16 protein-coding genes are annotated in these 15013 nt (G+C 67.4%); 10 read left to right on the top strand and 6 right to left on the bottom strand.

All coding sequences use genetic code 11. The features are described from left to right. The first annotated feature begins 41 nt into the window (after positions 1-41). Positions 42-359 (top strand): DUF2834 domain-containing protein, encoded by a 318-nt coding sequence (locus tag ACW173_RS11105; RefSeq protein WP_492085358.1) that lies wholly within the window; start codon positions 42-44, stop codon positions 357-359. A 3-nt stretch (positions 360-362) separates the two neighbouring features. Here ACW173_RS11105 and ACW173_RS11100 read toward each other — a convergent pair whose 3' ends face one another. Then, positions 363-938: a tryptophan-rich sensory protein gene (locus ACW173_RS11100; protein ID WP_492085356.1), complete on the bottom strand. Its 576-nt coding sequence runs from the start codon at positions 936-938 to the stop codon at positions 363-365. Between the two features lie 395 nt (positions 939-1333). Here ACW173_RS11100 and ACW173_RS11095 point away from each other — a divergent pair, with 395 nt between their 5' ends. Together ACW173_RS11095 and ACW173_RS11090 are read left to right on the top strand one after the other, a co-directional pair. Then, positions 1334-2761: a methyl-accepting chemotaxis protein gene (locus tag ACW173_RS11095; RefSeq protein ID WP_492085354.1), complete on the top strand. Its 1428-nt coding sequence runs from the start codon at positions 1334-1336 to the stop codon at positions 2759-2761. Between the two features lie 32 nt (positions 2762-2793). Beyond that, positions 2794-3300, top strand: a complete 507-nt coding sequence (locus tag ACW173_RS11090) for a GNAT family N-acetyltransferase (RefSeq protein ID WP_492085352.1) — start codon at positions 2794-2796, stop codon at positions 3298-3300. Positions 3301-3430: 130 nt separating this feature from the next. Here ACW173_RS11090 and bfr read toward each other — a convergent pair whose 3' ends face one another. Both bfr and ACW173_RS11080 read right to left on the bottom strand, forming a co-directional pair. Continuing rightward, on the bottom strand, positions 3431-3910 hold the full coding sequence (bfr, locus tag ACW173_RS11085; RefSeq protein ID WP_492085351.1) for a bacterioferritin: 480 nt from the start codon (positions 3908-3910) through the stop codon (positions 3431-3433). A 165-nt stretch (positions 3911-4075) separates the two neighbouring features. Then, positions 4076-4261 carry a (2Fe-2S)-binding protein gene (locus ACW173_RS11080; RefSeq protein ID WP_492085350.1) on the bottom strand — a complete coding sequence of 62 codons (186 nt, stop codon included), beginning with the start codon at positions 4259-4261 and terminating at the stop codon, positions 4076-4078. Positions 4262-4392: 131 nt separating this feature from the next. On the opposite strand from ACW173_RS11080, the gene thiE reads away from it, so the two are divergent. The 5 genes from thiE (at position 4393) to ACW173_RS11055 (ending at position 9264) form a co-directional block, all read left to right on the top strand. Next, complete coding sequence (gene thiE, locus ACW173_RS11075; RefSeq protein WP_492085349.1) at positions 4393-5034, top strand: thiamine phosphate synthase; 642 nt, start codon at positions 4393-4395, stop codon at positions 5032-5034. An 86-nt stretch (positions 5035-5120) separates the two neighbouring features. After that, positions 5121-5528, top strand: a complete 408-nt coding sequence (locus ACW173_RS11070; protein ID WP_492085348.1) for a hypothetical protein — start codon at positions 5121-5123, stop codon at positions 5526-5528. A 398-nt stretch (positions 5529-5926) separates the two neighbouring features. Next, positions 5927-6727 (top strand): inositol monophosphatase family protein, encoded by an 801-nt coding sequence (locus tag ACW173_RS11065; RefSeq protein WP_492085346.1) that lies wholly within the window; start codon positions 5927-5929, stop codon positions 6725-6727. Between the two features lie 68 nt (positions 6728-6795). Beyond that, the gene (locus ACW173_RS11060; protein WP_492085344.1) at positions 6796-7866 is read left to right on the top strand and encodes a glycerophosphodiester phosphodiesterase; all 1071 of its coding nucleotides are present in this window, start codon (positions 6796-6798) and stop codon (positions 7864-7866) included. A gap of 96 nt (positions 7867-7962) precedes the next feature. Next, the gene (locus tag ACW173_RS11055) at positions 7963-9264 is read left to right on the top strand and encodes a hypothetical protein (protein WP_492085342.1); all 1302 of its coding nucleotides are present in this window, start codon (positions 7963-7965) and stop codon (positions 9262-9264) included. A 70-nt stretch (positions 9265-9334) separates the two neighbouring features. On the opposite strand, the gene ACW173_RS11050 is transcribed toward ACW173_RS11055, so the two are convergent. Then, positions 9335-11188: an ABC transporter transmembrane domain-containing protein gene (locus ACW173_RS11050; protein WP_492085341.1), complete on the bottom strand. Its 1854-nt coding sequence runs from the start codon at positions 11186-11188 to the stop codon at positions 9335-9337. Between the two features lie 125 nt (positions 11189-11313). On the opposite strand from ACW173_RS11050, the gene rpmE reads away from it, so the two are divergent. Further along, on the top strand, positions 11314-11541 hold the full coding sequence (rpmE, locus tag ACW173_RS11045; RefSeq protein ID WP_492085339.1) for a 50S ribosomal protein L31: 228 nt from the start codon (positions 11314-11316) through the stop codon (positions 11539-11541). A gap of 79 nt (positions 11542-11620) precedes the next feature. Here the strand turns inward: rpmE and ACW173_RS11040 are convergent, their stop codons facing one another. Beyond that, positions 11621-12040: a hypothetical protein gene (locus ACW173_RS11040; RefSeq protein WP_492085337.1), complete on the bottom strand. Its 420-nt coding sequence runs from the start codon at positions 12038-12040 to the stop codon at positions 11621-11623. 63 nt (positions 12041-12103) lie between these two features. Continuing rightward, positions 12104-12598 (bottom strand): YcgN family cysteine cluster protein, encoded by a 495-nt coding sequence (locus ACW173_RS11035; RefSeq protein WP_492085335.1) that lies wholly within the window; start codon positions 12596-12598, stop codon positions 12104-12106. A 54-nt stretch (positions 12599-12652) separates the two neighbouring features. On the opposite strand from ACW173_RS11035, the gene pbpC reads away from it, so the two are divergent. Beyond that, positions 12653-14887, top strand: coding sequence for a multimodular transpeptidase-transglycosylase PbpC (pbpC, locus tag ACW173_RS11030; protein WP_492085976.1), 2235 nt, complete (start codon positions 12653-12655; stop codon positions 14885-14887). Positions 14888-15013 lie beyond the last annotated feature (126 nt).

Below are 15013 nucleotides of genomic sequence, written 5' to 3'. Positions count from 1 at the left end.
GCGCCCGGAGGTCCTATCGGATCCTTCGTCGGGGAACGCCCATGTCTCGCCTCTACTGGCTCCTTTGCCTGCCCGGCCTGCTCCTGCCCTACAGCGCCTTCGCGCCGTGGGTCATGGAGCACGGCCTCGCGCCCGGACCGTTCGTCGCCGAGCTGTTCTCGACACGGATCGGCGCGTTCTTCGGCTGGGACGTGATCGTGTCGGCGGTCGTGCTGCTGAGCTTCGCCGCCGCCGAGGCGCGGCGGATCGGCTGGCGCGCGTTCTGGATCACCGCCGCGGCGGTGGTCCTGGCGGGCGTGTCGCTGGGCTTGCCTTTGCTGCTGGCGTTGCGCGAACGGCAAGCCGCCCGCGCCGCCTAGACCCTAGTGGATGGTCGGAACGCGCAGCGGCGACCGGCGCCACAGCTGCGTCGTCAGGGCGTTGGCGATGCCGATCCAGCCGAGGTCCGGCGCGGAGCCGCCCCCGACCTTGCGAGCTTCCAGCGCATAGGCCGCGGAAGCCGCCAGCGAGGCCGTGGCCGCGCCCAGTTGGCCGCCGACGCGGCGCGCGCCCAGGCCCAGCCACAGGGCGTTGAAGCCCTGCACCAGGCTCCAGATCGTCAGGGCGCGGGTGCGGGCCGGACTGGCCGGCGCGTTCCACGTGCGCAGGCCCGACAGGGTCATGGCGATGAACAGCGGCGGCAGCAGCAGGCTGGTCAGCGGCTTGGGCTGATGCGCCACCGGCTCGTGCATCTCGGCGAATTCGACCGCGTACATCTCGTCGTCCAGCACCGCTTCGTGACGACGGCCCATCATCAGCGCGGCGATGATCGCCCCGCCGGCCAAGGCCGCGCCGACCGCGATCTGCGCCGCCGGATGGGCGCCCTCCCGCCGGTCGAGCTCGAACGCTTCGCGACCGGGCAGGGCGCGCTCGCGCGACTTTCCGTTGGCGATATGCATGGCGGGACTCCCTCGTGAACTCGCAAGGTCAAACAGCCCAGCTGAGCCTTGGTTCCAGCTCGAGCGGGGCCTAGAGCGTATGATGGCCTGATCCTCGCGCCGCGCCACCGAAAATCGGCGCGAGCGCCGACTCCACGACCCTCGCGCGAGAGGCTCTAGCCGAAAGTCTCGTGCGACCGGATGACGCGTTAAGGAAAACGTCGCGTTTAGCTTGATAGGTCAACCTTCTGTTTTAGAAGCATTTTTTTGTAGCATCTTTTTTTCGAGCCTTGACCGCGGCCGTTCGCCGTTAAGGCTCTTTTGAGTTTCAGGGCGCAACTTTTCGCCGTAGCGTGAGAAGCAGGCGTCTCCAAGGTGGTGCGCTCGGTGGGACCTCACGCGAGAGGAAATCGCCGATGTCCTTCTTCCGGACGCGCCAGGACGACAGCAAGGCCACGGGCCAGATCGCCGAAATGGAGGCGATCATCGCCGCCATTCATCGCAGTCAGGCCGTCATCGAGTTCAACCTCGACGGCACGATCATCACGGCCAACGACAACTTCCTGAAGACGCTCGGCTACGGCCTGTCGGAGATCCAGGGCCGCCATCACAGCCTGTTCGTCGAGGACGACTATGCCAAGACCGGTGAATACCGCGAGTTCTGGCGTCGCCTGAACGCCGGCGAATTCTTCTCGGACAAGTTCAAGCGCGTAGGCAAGGGCGGCAAGGAGATCTGGATCCAGGCCTCCTACAACCCACTGTTCGACAAGGCTGGAAAGCCGATCAAGGTCATCAAGTTCGCCGCCGACATCACGGCTGTAGAGCTGGAGCGCGCCGCCGCCGAGGCGGCCCGCAAGAAGGCCGACCAGGACAATAACGTCGTCACCGTGCTGGCCGACGGCCTGGGTCGCCTGGCCCGGGGCGACGTCAGCGAGCACATCGAGGCGGCGATGGATCCGCGCTATCAGCAGGTCAAGGACGACTTCAACACCGCGATCGACTGCCTGCGCGACACCGTCTCGACGATCGTCCACCGCACCAACAGCATGCAGGCCGGCATCGACGAGGTTTCCTACGCCTCCGACGACCTGTCGCGTCGCACCGAGCAGCAGGCCGCCAGCCTGGAAGAGACCGCCGCGGCCCTCGACGAGATCACCGCCACGGTCGTGCGCAGCGCCGAGGGCGCCCGCCGCGCCTCGCAGGCCGCCTCGGCCGCGCGGGTCGACGCCGGCCGCTCGGGCGAAGTGGTCCAGCAGGCCGTCGCGGCCATGGGCGAGATCGAGAAGTCCTCGGCCCAGATCAGCCAGATCATCGGCGTCATCGACGAGATCGCTTTCCAGACCAATCTTCTGGCGCTGAACGCTGGCGTTGAAGCCGCGCGCGCGGGCGAAGCCGGCCGTGGCTTCGCGGTCGTGGCCCAGGAAGTGCGAGCCTTGGCCCAACGTTCGGCCGACGCCGCCAAGGAGATCAAGACCCTGATCGCCAACTCGACCGCCCAGGTCGACCGGGGCGTGAAGCTGGTCGGCGAAAGCGGCGCGTCGCTGGACGGCATTGTCGCCAAGGTCGGCGAGATCGACGGCCTGATCTCCGAGATCGCCCGCTCGTCGCAGGAACAGGCCACCGGCCTCAACCAGGTCAACAGCGCCGTCAACCAGATGGATCAGGTGACCCAGCAGAACGCGGCCATGGTGGAAGAGACCACCGCGGCCGCCGCCAACCTTCGCACCGAGGCTCACGAACTGTCGGCCCTGATGACCCGGTTCCGCACCGGCCAGCACCAGACGGCGCAACCGCAAGCTCGCGGCGTCGCCCAGCAACGCCGCCCGGGCGCTCGCGCGGCCTAGACCAGACGACCTTCCCGGATCAGCATGGCGGCATGACCGTCGCCATTCGCCCCGCCCGGCCCTTTGAGATCGAGGCCGTTCGAGAGATCGAACGCGCCTCGGCCCAGCGCTTCATCGGCTTGATGGAGGCCCTGGCCGCCGACGAACCCTCTCCCGCCGAGGTGCTGGCCGCGCGGATCACGGCCGGCGGCCTGCTGGTCGCGGACGTCGAAGGGGATCTGGCGGCCTTCGTGATGTACCGCCCCGTCGGAGACAGTCTCTATATCGAGCAGATCGACGTGCTGCCGGCCTTCGAGCGCCGGCGAATCGGCGCGACCCTGATCGACGCCGTGGCCGACCAGGCGCGGGCCGCCGGCCGAGCGCGCCTGACGCTGTCGACCTTCCGCGAGACGCCCTGGAATGCGCCCTACTATCGGCGCCTGGGCTTCCGCGACATCGACGACAAAAAATTAGCGCCGGACCTCCTGGAGATCCGGCGCGAACATCTGGCGCGCGGGCTTGACGAGAGCCTGCGGGTATTCATGGAGCGGAAAGCCTAGCGGGTCCTTCGACAGGCCCAGGATGAGGACTACTGGTAGGGCCGTCACTTGAGAACCTCATCCCGAGCTTGTCGGCGTCCGCCCTCGGGCTGGCGAAGCCAGACCCGTGGGGACGAGGTTCTCGCGGCGCTTATGCCGGCAATTCGCCCATGGCCGATTGCAGGTAGTTCTGCTCGCCCAGCGACTTCACCAGGCCGATCTGCATTTCCAGGAAGTCGATATGCTCCTCGGTGTCGCTGAGGATCACGCGCAGCAGTTCCCGGCTGACGTAGTCGCGAGCCTGCTCGCACTGGACGATGCCAGGGATCAGGGTCTCGCGGCCGCCGATCTCGACCTGCAGGTCGCTGTTCAGGCATTCCGGCACGGTCTCGCCGATCTTGAGCTTGTGCAGGTCCTGCAGGTTGGGCAGGCCTTCCAGGAACAGGATACGGTTGATCAGCATGTCGGCGTGCTTCATCTCGCCGATCGATTCGTCGTAGGTGATCTTGCCGAGGCGCTTAAAGCCCCAGTTGTCGTACATCCGCGCGTGCAGGAAGTACTGATTGACCGCCGTCAGTTCGTTGGTGAGCACCGCGTTGAGCAGTCGGATGATGCCGGGATCGCCCTGCATGGCGGCCTCCTTAAGGTTCGTATCTCGGCGGGAACCTGGGGCAAGCCGAAACGGGCTTCAACCTGAATGTGTGCGAGTGTTTCGCGCTCTCACAGAAATCCATGCGAGTGCCTCGCGATCTCTGATTTTGCTGGCTTCTTGGCCGTTGCTCGGCCGCGCCAACGACTACTCGGCGGCGAATGCCAGCGCTTCGCGATTGTCCTGGATCATCTGGCGCATCTCGCACACGCACTTGGCGCACTGGGCCTGGCAGCCCTTGTGACGGAAGATCTCGGCCGGACGGGTGGCGCCAGCGTCGATGGCGGCGCGCACTTCGCGCTCGCGGATGCCGTTACAGTTACAGACGTACAACGCAGAACGCCCTACCCGATTGAGTGTCATTCTCATCTAGCCGGTCGCGAGAGGTTTTGCAACTGACTCTCACTCTGGTTAGCAGCGGCCAGAGGTCGCATCCGCGCTCGAATTGGCATAAAGCGAGCGGAATGACGCTCCCCTGCCGCCTCTACCTGATCACCCCGCCCGCCCTGGACGACCTGGCCGGCTTTGGCCGCCAGCTGGCCAAAGCCCTGGAAGGCGGCGACGTGGCCGCCCTCCAGATCCGGCTGAAGGATGCGCCCGACGACGTGATCAAGGCGGCCGTCGACGTCCTGGGGCCGATCGCCCAAGCTCGCGACGTGGCCGTGATCCTGAACGACCGCCCGGACCTCGCCGCCCGCCTGCCGGTCGACGGCGTGCATGTCGGCCAGAGCGACATGGCCTATCGCGACGCCCGCAAGCTGATGGGCGAGCGCATGGTCGGCGTCACCTGCCACGACAGCCGCCACCTGGCCATGGAAGCCGCCGAGGCCGGGGCCGACTACGTCGCCTTCGGCGCCTTCTTCCCCACCACGACCAAGGACGCGCCCACCACCGTCCAGCCCGACATCCTGACCATCTGGCAGGAGACGATGGAGGTCCCGTGCGTCGCCATCGGCGGGATCACCGCCGCCAACGCCGCGCCCCTGGCCACGGCCGGCGCGGACTTCCTGGCCGTGTCGGCCGGGGTGTGGGCCTATCCCGAAGGCTCGGACGCCGCCGTCGCGGCCCTGAACGCCGCCATCGCCGAAGGCTTGGCCGCCCGCTGACTTTCGGATAACGCCGATATTGTGACGCACCGCACACAGGCATAGCGTCTCTCCCAGCGAACAACAGGTAAGGGGGAGACGCTGACATGAAGCGACTCGTGGTGTGTTTGCTTAGCGTACCGGTCCTGGCGTTTTCCGGCGCCTCGATCGCGGAAACCTGGAAGCTGGCTCCAGGCGAGACCAAGACCTACTACGACGTGGACTTCACCCGCGTCGACCAGTCCAGTGGACTGATCGTCACCCGCATCGCCGAAGGCAAGGGTAATGGTCCCTACAAGAACTGGCCGGCCAGCAAGGGACCAATCCTGGTCTTCGCCTTGGACTGCGCGTCGGACAAGTGGATGGACCTTGGCATGGACTTCGACGGGACCAAGGGCCTGCCCAAGGGCTGGCGCAAGGAAGCCAAGATCGAGGACATCTCCGGCGCCGTCGGCAAGGCGGGAAAACTGGCCTGCGACACCAAGGACACGCTGCCGAAGGTCGAACTTCCCTAGGCGTCCACCCTGGAGAGATCCCCAGGGTTGCGCAGCGTAGCCGGCGATGCGGTCGTTCTGGATTTCCAGGCTCGTGGTCTGGAACACGACGCCGCTTGCCGCGCTCGGCGTCGGCGTCGAGCTTCAGGCAGAGCAGCCCAGCGTCCCGCGCGTCGTGGCCCCGCCGATTGGGTGTCGACAGCAGGATGAGACAAGCGCCGCCAATCCGACACGCACACGCATACGCACACGCGGAAAACCGTCCGGCGCGGCCATTAAGCCTGTCGAATCAGGCCCGTCTTGCCATCCCGCCTGTGGACGATTAGGTTCCGCGCCCGTTCTTTCACACCGTCGACCTACCGCTCCGCCGCCGGACATTCCGGCGGGCGTCGACGGCAATTCCTTGAGGATATCCGCCCGTGGCCACGCCTTCCGCCCTCCTGAACGTCATGATCGACGCGGCCCGGAAGGCCGCCCGCGGCCTGGCCCGCGACTTCGGCGAAGTCACGGAACTGCAGGTCTCCAAGAAGGGCGCCGCCGATTTCGTCACCAACGCCGACATCAAGGCTGAACAGACCCTGTTCGAGATCCTGACCAAGGCCCGCCCGGGCTACGGCTTCTTGGGCGAAGAGCGCGGCATGATCGAGGGCACCGACAAGACCCACACCTGGATCGTCGACCCGCTGGACGGCACTACCAACTTCATGCACGCCATCCCGCACTTCGCGGTCAACATCGCACTGCAGCGTGAAGGCGAAGGCGTCGTGGCCGGCGTCACGTACAACCCGATCACCCACGACCTGTTCTGGGTCGAGAAGGGCAAGGGCGCGTTCCTGGGCGCCGAGAAGCGCCTGCGCGTCGCCGCCCGCCGTCACCTGGACGAGAGCATCCTGGCCACCGGCGTGCCGTTCGCCGGCAAGCCCGGCCACGGGCAGTTCTTGAAGGAACTCCACCAGGTCAGCCAGAAGGTCGCCGGCGTCCGTCGCTTCGGCGCCGCCTCGCTGGACCTGGCCTGGGTCGCCGCCGGCCGCTTCGACGCTTATTGGGAGCGCAACCTCGGCGCCTGGGACGTCGCCGCCGGCGTGCTGATGGTTCAGGAATCGGGCGGCAAGGTCACGACGATCGACGAGAACGATCACGATGTGGTCGCTGGCAAGTCGATCCTGGCCAGCAACCAGGACCTCTATCCGCTGATCCTGGAAAAGCTGCGGGCGGCGTAGTTTTTTGTGTTGGCGAGAGCCCGAAGGCTCTCGCCAAACCGTCACATCCCGGCGCTAAATCGCCGGCCATGACCCTGCTTACCCGTCGCGCCATGACCACCGCCGCCCTCGCCGGCACGCTGCTGCCCGGCTTCGGCTTCGCTCAAGCGAAGAAGCCGATCGTCATCGGCCACCGAGGCTGCAGCGGCGAGCGGCCCGAGCACACGGCGCTGTCCTACGAGCGCGCCATCGAGCAGGGCGCCGACTTCATCGAGCCGGACCTGGTCCCCACCAAGGACGGCCACCTGGTGGCCCGCCACGAGAACGAGATCGGCGGCACGACCGACGTCGCCAGCCGCCCCGAGTTCGCCGCCCGCAAGGCGACCAAGACCATCGATGGCCAGCAGATCACGGGCTGGTTCACCGAAGACTTCACCCTGGCCGAGATCAAGACCCTGCGCGCCCGCGAGCGGCTGCCGCGGCTGCGCGCCGTCAGCACCGCCTTCGACGGCCAGGCCCAGGTCCTGACCTTCGAGGAGGTCGTGGCCATCGCCAAGGCCGGGACCCAGCGCACGGGCCGCACGATCGGCGTCTATCCCGAACTGAAGCACCCGACCTATTTCGCTTCGATCGGCCTCCCGACGGAGGATCGCCTGGTCGCCAAGCTCAAGGCCGCGGACCTGAACTCGGCCACCGCGCCGGTCTTCGTGCAGTGCTTCGAGGTCGGCCCTCTGAAGAAGCTGAAGGCCAAGACCGCCGCGCGCCTGGTGCTGCTGGTCGACGGGGAAGGCGGACCGGCCGACCTGCCGGGCGTGAACTATGCCGACCTGATCACCGCCCAAGGCCTGAAGGACGTCGCCGTCTATGCCGACGGCCTGGGGCCGAACTGGAGCCTGGTGGTCCCCAACGACGGCAAGGTGCTGCTGCCGGCCACCGATCTGGTCAAGAACGCCCACGCCGCCGGCCTGGCCGTCCACCCCTGGACCGTGCGCGCCGAGAACTACTTCCTACCCGCGACCTTGCGGAAAGGCGACGCCCAGAGCCCGGCCTTCCTGGCCCAGCACGGCGACGTGACGCCGGTGTTCAAGGCCCTGTACGCCGCCCGCGTCGACGGCGTGTTCAGCGACTTCCCGGCCCTGGCGGTCGCCGCGCGCGGCTGATCGGGATCGGCCTCTTCTAGGCAAGATCGTTCCTCGATATTGCCGAACCGGGGCTAGACGGTGCAGCGTGCCCGCCTGTTCGTTCAGGGGGATCCCATGAAGCTCCGTCACGCCGTCTCCGCGGCCGTTCTCGCCGCCGCCATGCTGCTGGGCGCGCCCGCCTTCGCCTCGCCGGGCTCGGAGCTGCTGGACAAGATCGCCGTCGACTTCGTCCGCCTGACCCTGGAGGCCGGCGAGCGCGAGCCCGGCTATGTCGACGCCTATTACGGCCCCAGCGAGATGCAGGACGCCGCCAAGCTGGCCCCGCGCCCGGTCTCGGTGCTGCGCAAGGAGGCCGACCGCCTGCAGACCCTGCTGGCCAAGGTCCCGAACAAGGATCTCGACGCCGACCAGCTGCGCCGCAAGACGTTCCTGAAAGGCCAGGTCAAGGCGGCCCAGACGCGCCTGGCCATGATCGCCGGCGACACGTTCAGCTTCGCCGACGAGGCCGAGGGCCTGTTCGGCGTGCGCCCGGTGCTGAAGCCCCTGAAGAGCTACGATCCTATCCTGGCCCGCATCGACAAGCTGGTTCCCGGCAAGGGCGATCTGGCCGGCCGCGTCGACGCCTTCCAGAACAAGTACGTCATTCCGACCGACAAGGTGGAAGCCGTCATGCAGGCCGGCATCGCCGCCTGCAAGGCCAGGACCGAACAGCACATCAAGCTGCCGGCCGGCGAGCGCTTCGACATGGAGTTCGTCACCAAGAAGCCATGGAGCGGCTACAACTGGTACAAGGGCAATGCCCACAGCCTGATCCAGATCAACACCGACCTGCCGATCTACATCAGCCGCGCCTTGGATCTGGGCTGCCACGAGGGTTATCCCGGCCACCACGTGCTGAACGCCCTGCTGGAAGAGAAACTGACCAAGGAAAAGGGCTGGATCGAGTACTCGGTCTATCCGCTGTTCTCCCCGCAGTCGTTCATCGCCGAGGGTAGCGCCAATTTCGGCATCGAGCTGGCCTTCCCGGGCCAGGCCAAGACCGAGTTCGAGCGCGACAAGCTCTATCCGCTGGCCGGCCTGGATCCGGCGACAGCCAAGGCCTATGGCGAGCTGCAGGAGGCCAAGGCGGCCCTGTCCAGCAGCGGCAACACCGTCGCGGCCGAGTACCTGGCCGGCCGGATGACCAAGGAACAGGCCATCCAGGCGCTGATGAAATACAGCCTGTACTCGCGCGGCGGCGCCGAGAAGCGGGTGTCGTTCATCGAGACCTACCGCTCCTACGTGATCAACTACAACATCGGCCAAGACATGGTTCGCGACCACGTCTACCGCGCTGGCAAGACCGAGGACGCCCGTTGGAAGTCCATGGAACGCGTGATCAGCGAACCGACGACGCCGGCCGACCTGCGCAAATAGCTAAGCCTGTACAAAGGCTTGGCGCGCCGACGTCGCTTTGTCGAGACAGTGACGTGACCCGCGCGGCCGCCTAGGCGGCCGCGATCCCGAACTGCAGGCTGGCCAGGCGGGCGTAGAGGCCGCCCTTGGCGAAGAGCTCGGCATGCGTGCCCTGCTCGACCACCCGGCCCTCTTCCATCACCACGATCCGGTCGGCCTTGAGCACGGTGGCCAGGCGGTGGGCGATGACCAGGGTGGTGCGGCCTTCCATGGCGGCGGTCAGGGCCTGCTGGACCAGGCGCTCGCTTTCGGCGTCGAGGGCGCTGGTGGCCTCGTCCAGCAGCAGGATCGGGGCCTGACGGACCAGGGCGCGAGCGATGGCCAGACGTTGGCGCTGGCCGCCCGACAGGGTCTTGGCCCGCTCGCCGACCGGCGTGTCGAAGCCCTGTGGCAGGGCCGACAAGAAGCCGGCGGCCTGGGCGGCCTCGGCGGCGGCGCGGATCTCGGCGTCGGTCGCGTCCTGGCGGCCGAAGCGGATGTTGTCCATCGCCGATCCCGAGAACAGCGGCGAGTCCTGGGCGACCAGGGCCATGCGGGCGCGGACCTCGTCGGGCGCCGCGTCGCGCAGGTCGACGCCGTCAAGGCGGATACCCCCGGCCTGTGGGTCATAGAACCTCAAAAGAAGCCGCAGCACCGTGCTTTTGCCCGCGCCGGAGGGACCGACAAGGGCGACGGTCTCGCCGGGCTTCACGCTGAGGTCGAAGCCGTTGAGGGCCGGCAGGTCCGGGCGGCCGGGATAGGCGAAGACCACGTTCTCGAAAACGATCGCGCCCTGGGCCGGGACCGGCAGGGTCGTCGGGGCCGGCGGCGCGGCGATGTCGGGCTGGGCGTTCAGCAACTCGGCGATGCGGTCCATGGCGCCGGAGGCCTTCTGGACATCGCCCCAGACCTCGCCCAGGGCGCCAATCGAGCCGGCGGCCATCACCGCCAGCATGGCGAACTGGGCCAGGGTGCCGCCGGTCATCTCGCCGGCCAGGACGAGGCGCGCGCCGCTCCACAGCAGCAAGGTGACGCCGCCGAAGGCCAGGGTGATGACCATGGCCGTCATGGTGGCCCGGGTGGTGATCCGACGCACCGAGGCCTTGTAGGCCTCGTCCACCGCCCCGCCGAAGCGCACTGACGAGGTCCGCTCGCGCCCGAAAGCCTGCACGGTCTCCAGGGCGTCCAGGCTCTCGCCGGCATAACCGACGGCGTCGGCGAACTTGTCCTGGGCGGTGACGGTCAGCTTGCGCACGCGGCGGCCGACCAGGAACATCGGGGCCAGGATCACCGGCACCATCAGCACGATGAATCCCGCCAGCTTGGGCGAAACCACCGCCATGTAGCCCAGGCCGCCGACCAGGCTGAGAATGTTGCGCAGGGCGATCGAGGCCGAGGCCCCGACCAGTTGCTCGATCAGCGAGACGTCGGTGGTCAGCCGCGACAGCACCTCGCCCGTGCGGGTCTTCAGGAAATACTGCTGGTCCAGCGTCAGGGTGTGGCCGTAGAGCGCCCGGCGCACATCGGCCACGACCCGCTCGCCCAGGCGGGTGATGAAAAAGAATCGCAGGGCCGTGGCGATGGCCAGCACCATGGCCACCGCGCCCAGGCCGACGAAGGCGCTGTTGATCTCAGCTCCGGAGCCCTTGGCGAATCCGTGGTCGATCACTTCCTTGAAGGCGGCGGTGAGGCCCAGGGTCGCACCCGTCGAGAACAGCAGGAAGAAGGCCGCGGCGATCCCGTCGCCCTTGTGGGCCTTCACGAAGGGCAGCAGATGGACCAGCGGACGGATGTCCTTGCGGCGCGCCCGCCGGGCCTTGGCCTCGGCCATGCCCTGGACCAGTTCGGCCCCCGCGCCGGGGCGGCCTTCGGCCTTTTGCTCGCCGGCGTTCACGTCAGTCATCAACAGTCCCTTGCCAAAATCGCGCGGGTTCTTTATAGCCGCCCGTCTTCGAGGGCCACCCCGCGCGTGCGCGGGATGGCGCTTACCCCAATTCACACTCGCCGGCTTAGTCGGACTGGATCGCCGCCATGAAACAAGACATTCACCCCGACTATCACTTCATCACGGTCACCATGACGGATGGCTCGAACTATCAAACCCGTTCGACCTACGGCAAGGAAGGCGCTGTCCTGGCGCTCGACATCGATCCGCGCACGCACCCGGCGTGGACGGGCGGCAACGCCCAGCTGATGGACCGTGGCGGCCGCGTCTCGCGCTTCAACGCCAAGTTCGCTGGCTTCACCGCCAAGAAATAAGAAGCTTTCAGCTTCTCGCCGTAAGGGCGACGAAAGGCCGGTTCCGCGTTCGCGGGCCGGCCTTTTCTGTTTCTGGACCTCAGGCGAAGGCGAGGCCCCATTCCGGGTCGGGGTCATCGGAGGTCTGAGCCGGGCGACGGATGCGCCGCGCCCGCACAGTCCGAGGACGCGCCCGGACGACGCGCTGGACCAGATTTCCGAGCTGCCCTCTGAACGACCGCCACCCCGGCGCCAGCCGCGTGACGATCAGGGTCGCCGCGAACAGTTCGATCCAGCCGACGATGTCGAAGGCCAGCACCCAGACCAGGTCCGCGATCACCAGTTCGGCCGCGAAGATGGCGAAGGCCATCACGATCGCCCCGGCCAGCAACGTCCGCCAGCTCATCGTATCGAGCCGCCGCGCCGGCGCCTCGACCAGCAGCCGCCACAGCCTCCCGCCCGGCGTACGTGACACGGCCAGCGCCAGCAGCGCGATCAGGGCGGCGATCAACAGCGACATGCGTGCGGTTCCGGAGAAAGCTTTACCGGAAATGGGGAGGACGCGGACGGCCGCAAGCGCGACCTAGTCCTCATCGTCCTCCGGCTCGTACAGGTCATCCCCACGATCGCGCATCAGATCCGTCGCCACGAAGTCCATGGCGTCCTCGGCGTCGACGAAGCTGAGCTCCGACACCGTTTGATCGCGGATCGAGACCCCGGCCTTGTGGGTGCTGTCCGGATCGCCGGTGACCAGCGGATGCCATAGTGGCAGGTCCTTGCCCTCGTGGATCCGGCGGTAGGCGCACGAGGGCGGCATCCACTCCAGGTCCTCGATGTTGTACGGCGTCAGCTTGATGCAGTCCGGCACCGTCTTCTTGCGGTTCGGATAGTCCTTGCACTGGCACCGATGCTCGTCGAACAGCTGGCAGTGCACGCGCGTGGGTATGATCTCGCCGGTATCTTCGTCTTCGAAGCGAACCAGGCAGCAAAGACCACAGCCATCGCATAGGCTCTCCCACTCGGGGACGGTCAACTCGGAGAGCGTCTTCGTCTCCCAGAAAGGTTTGCGTGGCGTCATGACGCCGTCCTAAACCCGATTTAGTTGGCGACCAAACAGAGCCTGACGCAGACCGTGAACGACTGGACGCTTCCGCCCTACAAGTTCGACGACAAGGATCCGTCCAAACGGGGGCCGGGACCTAGCCCAGGCGCGCCCGCGCAGCCGCACGGTCCGGCCCATGATCCTTGGGCTTCCGAGCCGCCGCTGAAGGATCCGTTCAAGCTCTCGGACGCCGCCCCGCCGCCCCAATCCGCGCCGCCTCCGCCCCCGCCCGAGGAGCCGTTCCGCGCTGATTTGAAGCACCACGCGGCCAAGAAGAAGGCCCGAAAGTGGGGCTGGATCTGGGGGACCCTGCTGGTCTCGTTCCTGATCGGCGTGCTCGCCGTCGGCGGCGGGGCGGCCTATGTCTGGTTCAAGTATCTGAAGGACACGCCGCAGCTGCCCTCGCGCTCGGCGCTGTTCGCGGTCAACCGCGCGCCCGGCATCCGCTTCGAGGATCGCAACGGTCAGGTGATCGCCACGCGCGGCCCGCGTTATGGCCAGCGCATCACCGTCGATTCGGTGCCCAACTACGTGCCCCTGGCTTTCCTCGCGGCCGAGGACCGGCGTTTCTACAAGCACGGGGCCATCGACGCCCAGGGCATCGCCCGCGCCGCCTGGGTCAACTGGCGCGGCGGTCGCACCAAGCAAGGCGCCTCGACCCTGACCCAGCAGTTGGCCAAGGGCCTGTTCCTGACGCCCGACCGGGTGGTGAAGCGCAAGCTGCAGGAGATGCTGCTGGCCTATAAGCTGGAGCAGGTCCTCTCCAAGGACGAGATACTCGAGCTCTATCTGAACCGCATCTATTTCGGGGCCGGCACCTATGGCGTCGACGGCGCCTCCCAGACCTATTTCGGCAAGCCCGCCAGCCAGCTGACCCTCTCGGAGTCGGCGCTGCTGGCCAGCTTGCCCAAGGCCCCCTCGCGCCTGGCCCTGACCAACGACATGGAGCGCGCCCTGGCCCGCTCGCGCCTGATCCTGGCCAACATGCGCAAGGAAGGCTGGATCACCGCCGAGCAGGAAAGCCGCGCGCTGGACGACACCCCGCGCCTGTCGCCGATGGCCTTGCAGGACGAGGGCGACTACGGCTGGGTGCTGGACTACGCCACCACCGAGGCCGTGAAGATCGCCGGCCAGAACGCCCCCGACCTGGTGGTGCGCCTGACCATCGACCCGGTGCTGCAGCACGAGGGCGCCGAGGTCGTGCGCCAGACCATGGCCACCGAGACCACCCGCTCGGGCGCCAGCCAGGCGGCCCTGCTGTCGCTGTCGGCCGACGGCGCCATCCGCGCCATGGTCGGCGGCGCCAGCTACAGCGAAAGCCCGTTCAACCGCGCCGTCCAGGCCAAGCGTCAGCCGGGCTCGACCTTCAAGCCATTCATCTACGCCGCCGCCGTCGAAAAGGGCGTGCTGCCCACCGACATCCGCGTCGACGAGCCGGTGAAGTTCGGCGACTGGAGCCCGGAGAACTACAGCGGCGGCTATCGTGGTCCGATGACCGTCGAGCAGGCCCTGGTCACCTCGACCAACACCGTGGCCGTGAAGCTGGGCAAGGAAGCCGGCGGCGCGGCGATCGGCGACCTGGTGCGCCGCTTCGGCATCACCTCCCTGCCACCCGTGCCCGACCTGTCGGTGTCGCTGGGCTCGTACGAGGTCAACCTTTTGCAGCTGACCTCGGGCTTCCAGGTGTTTCAGCAGGGCGGCGTGCGGCTCGAGCCCTATGTCATCGAGTCGATCACCACCCAGGACGGCCAGTCGCTGTTCGCCCACCAGCCGCCGGCCGCCGAGCGCCGCGTCTATGACATCGGCCATGCCAGCATCATGGTGAAGATGATGAAGAAGGTGGTCTCGGACGGCACCGCCAAGCGCGCCGCCTTCGGCCGCCCGGCGGCGGGCAAGACCGGCACCAGCCAGAACTGGCGCGACGCCTGGTTCGTCGGCTTCACGCCCGACTACGTGACCGGCGTCTGGGTCGGCAACGACGACGAGAAGCCGATGAACAAGGTGGTCGGCGGCGACATCCCGGCCAGCATCTGGCGACGCTTCATGATGACCGCCCACCAGACCCTGGCGGTTCGCGACTTCGCCTGGCTGCTGCCCGACCCCGCGCCCCAGACCGAGCCCGACCCGCGCAACGGCTACTACGAGACCCTGTCGGCCGAATTCGCCCGCGCGGCCTCGGAACTGGACGCGGCGGCCAAGGCGGCGGAGACGTTGCAGCCGTCGACCCCGCCAGGGCAGCCGCCAGCGGATCAGCTGCCTTACTAGGATTTGCACCAACCTAACCCGTCATCCCGCGCTTTGTGCGCGGGACCCATGGTTCAGCTTCTACGTGAGAGCGTAAGTCCGCTCTTCACCCGCGGCGGACAAATGGGCCCCGCGCATAAAGCGCGG

The sequence above is a fragment of the Caulobacter sp. ALps2 genome (assembly GCF_058681635.1).
This window is presented reverse-complemented; position numbering and strand designations above follow the sequence as displayed.

What these genes read in the sequence shown, in the direction of transcription:
- ACW173_RS11070 (WP_492085348.1), top strand. Translation starts at nt 5,121, where the DNA reads ATGAAGCGACTCGTGGTGTGTTTGCTTAGCGTACCGGTCCTGGCGTTT.
- ACW173_RS11090 (WP_492085352.1), top strand. Translation starts at nt 2,794, where the DNA reads ATGACCGTCGCCATTCGCCCCGCCCGGCCCTTTGAGATCGAGGCCGTT.
- ACW173_RS11105 (WP_492085358.1), top strand. Translation starts at nt 42, where the DNA reads ATGTCTCGCCTCTACTGGCTCCTTTGCCTGCCCGGCCTGCTCCTGCCC.
- ACW173_RS11100 (WP_492085356.1), bottom strand. Translation starts at nt 938, where the DNA reads ATGCATATCGCCAACGGAAAGTCGCGCGAGCGCGCCCTGCCCGGTCGC.
- ACW173_RS11035 (WP_492085335.1), bottom strand. Translation starts at nt 12,598, where the DNA reads ATGACGCCACGCAAACCTTTCTGGGAGACGAAGACGCTCTCCGAGTTG.
- bfr (WP_492085351.1), bottom strand. Translation starts at nt 3,910, where the DNA reads ATGCAGGGCGATCCCGGCATCATCCGACTGCTCAACGCGGTGCTCACC.
- ACW173_RS11040 (WP_492085337.1), bottom strand. Translation starts at nt 12,040, where the DNA reads ATGTCGCTGTTGATCGCCGCCCTGATCGCGCTGCTGGCGCTGGCCGTG.
- ACW173_RS11095 (WP_492085354.1), top strand. Translation starts at nt 1,334, where the DNA reads ATGTCCTTCTTCCGGACGCGCCAGGACGACAGCAAGGCCACGGGCCAG.
- ACW173_RS11060 (WP_492085344.1), top strand. Translation starts at nt 6,796, where the DNA reads ATGACCCTGCTTACCCGTCGCGCCATGACCACCGCCGCCCTCGCCGGC.
- ACW173_RS11055 (WP_492085342.1), top strand. Translation starts at nt 7,963, where the DNA reads ATGAAGCTCCGTCACGCCGTCTCCGCGGCCGTTCTCGCCGCCGCCATG.
- thiE (WP_492085349.1), top strand. Translation starts at nt 4,393, where the DNA reads ATGACGCTCCCCTGCCGCCTCTACCTGATCACCCCGCCCGCCCTGGAC.
- rpmE (WP_492085339.1), top strand. Translation starts at nt 11,314, where the DNA reads ATGAAACAAGACATTCACCCCGACTATCACTTCATCACGGTCACCATG.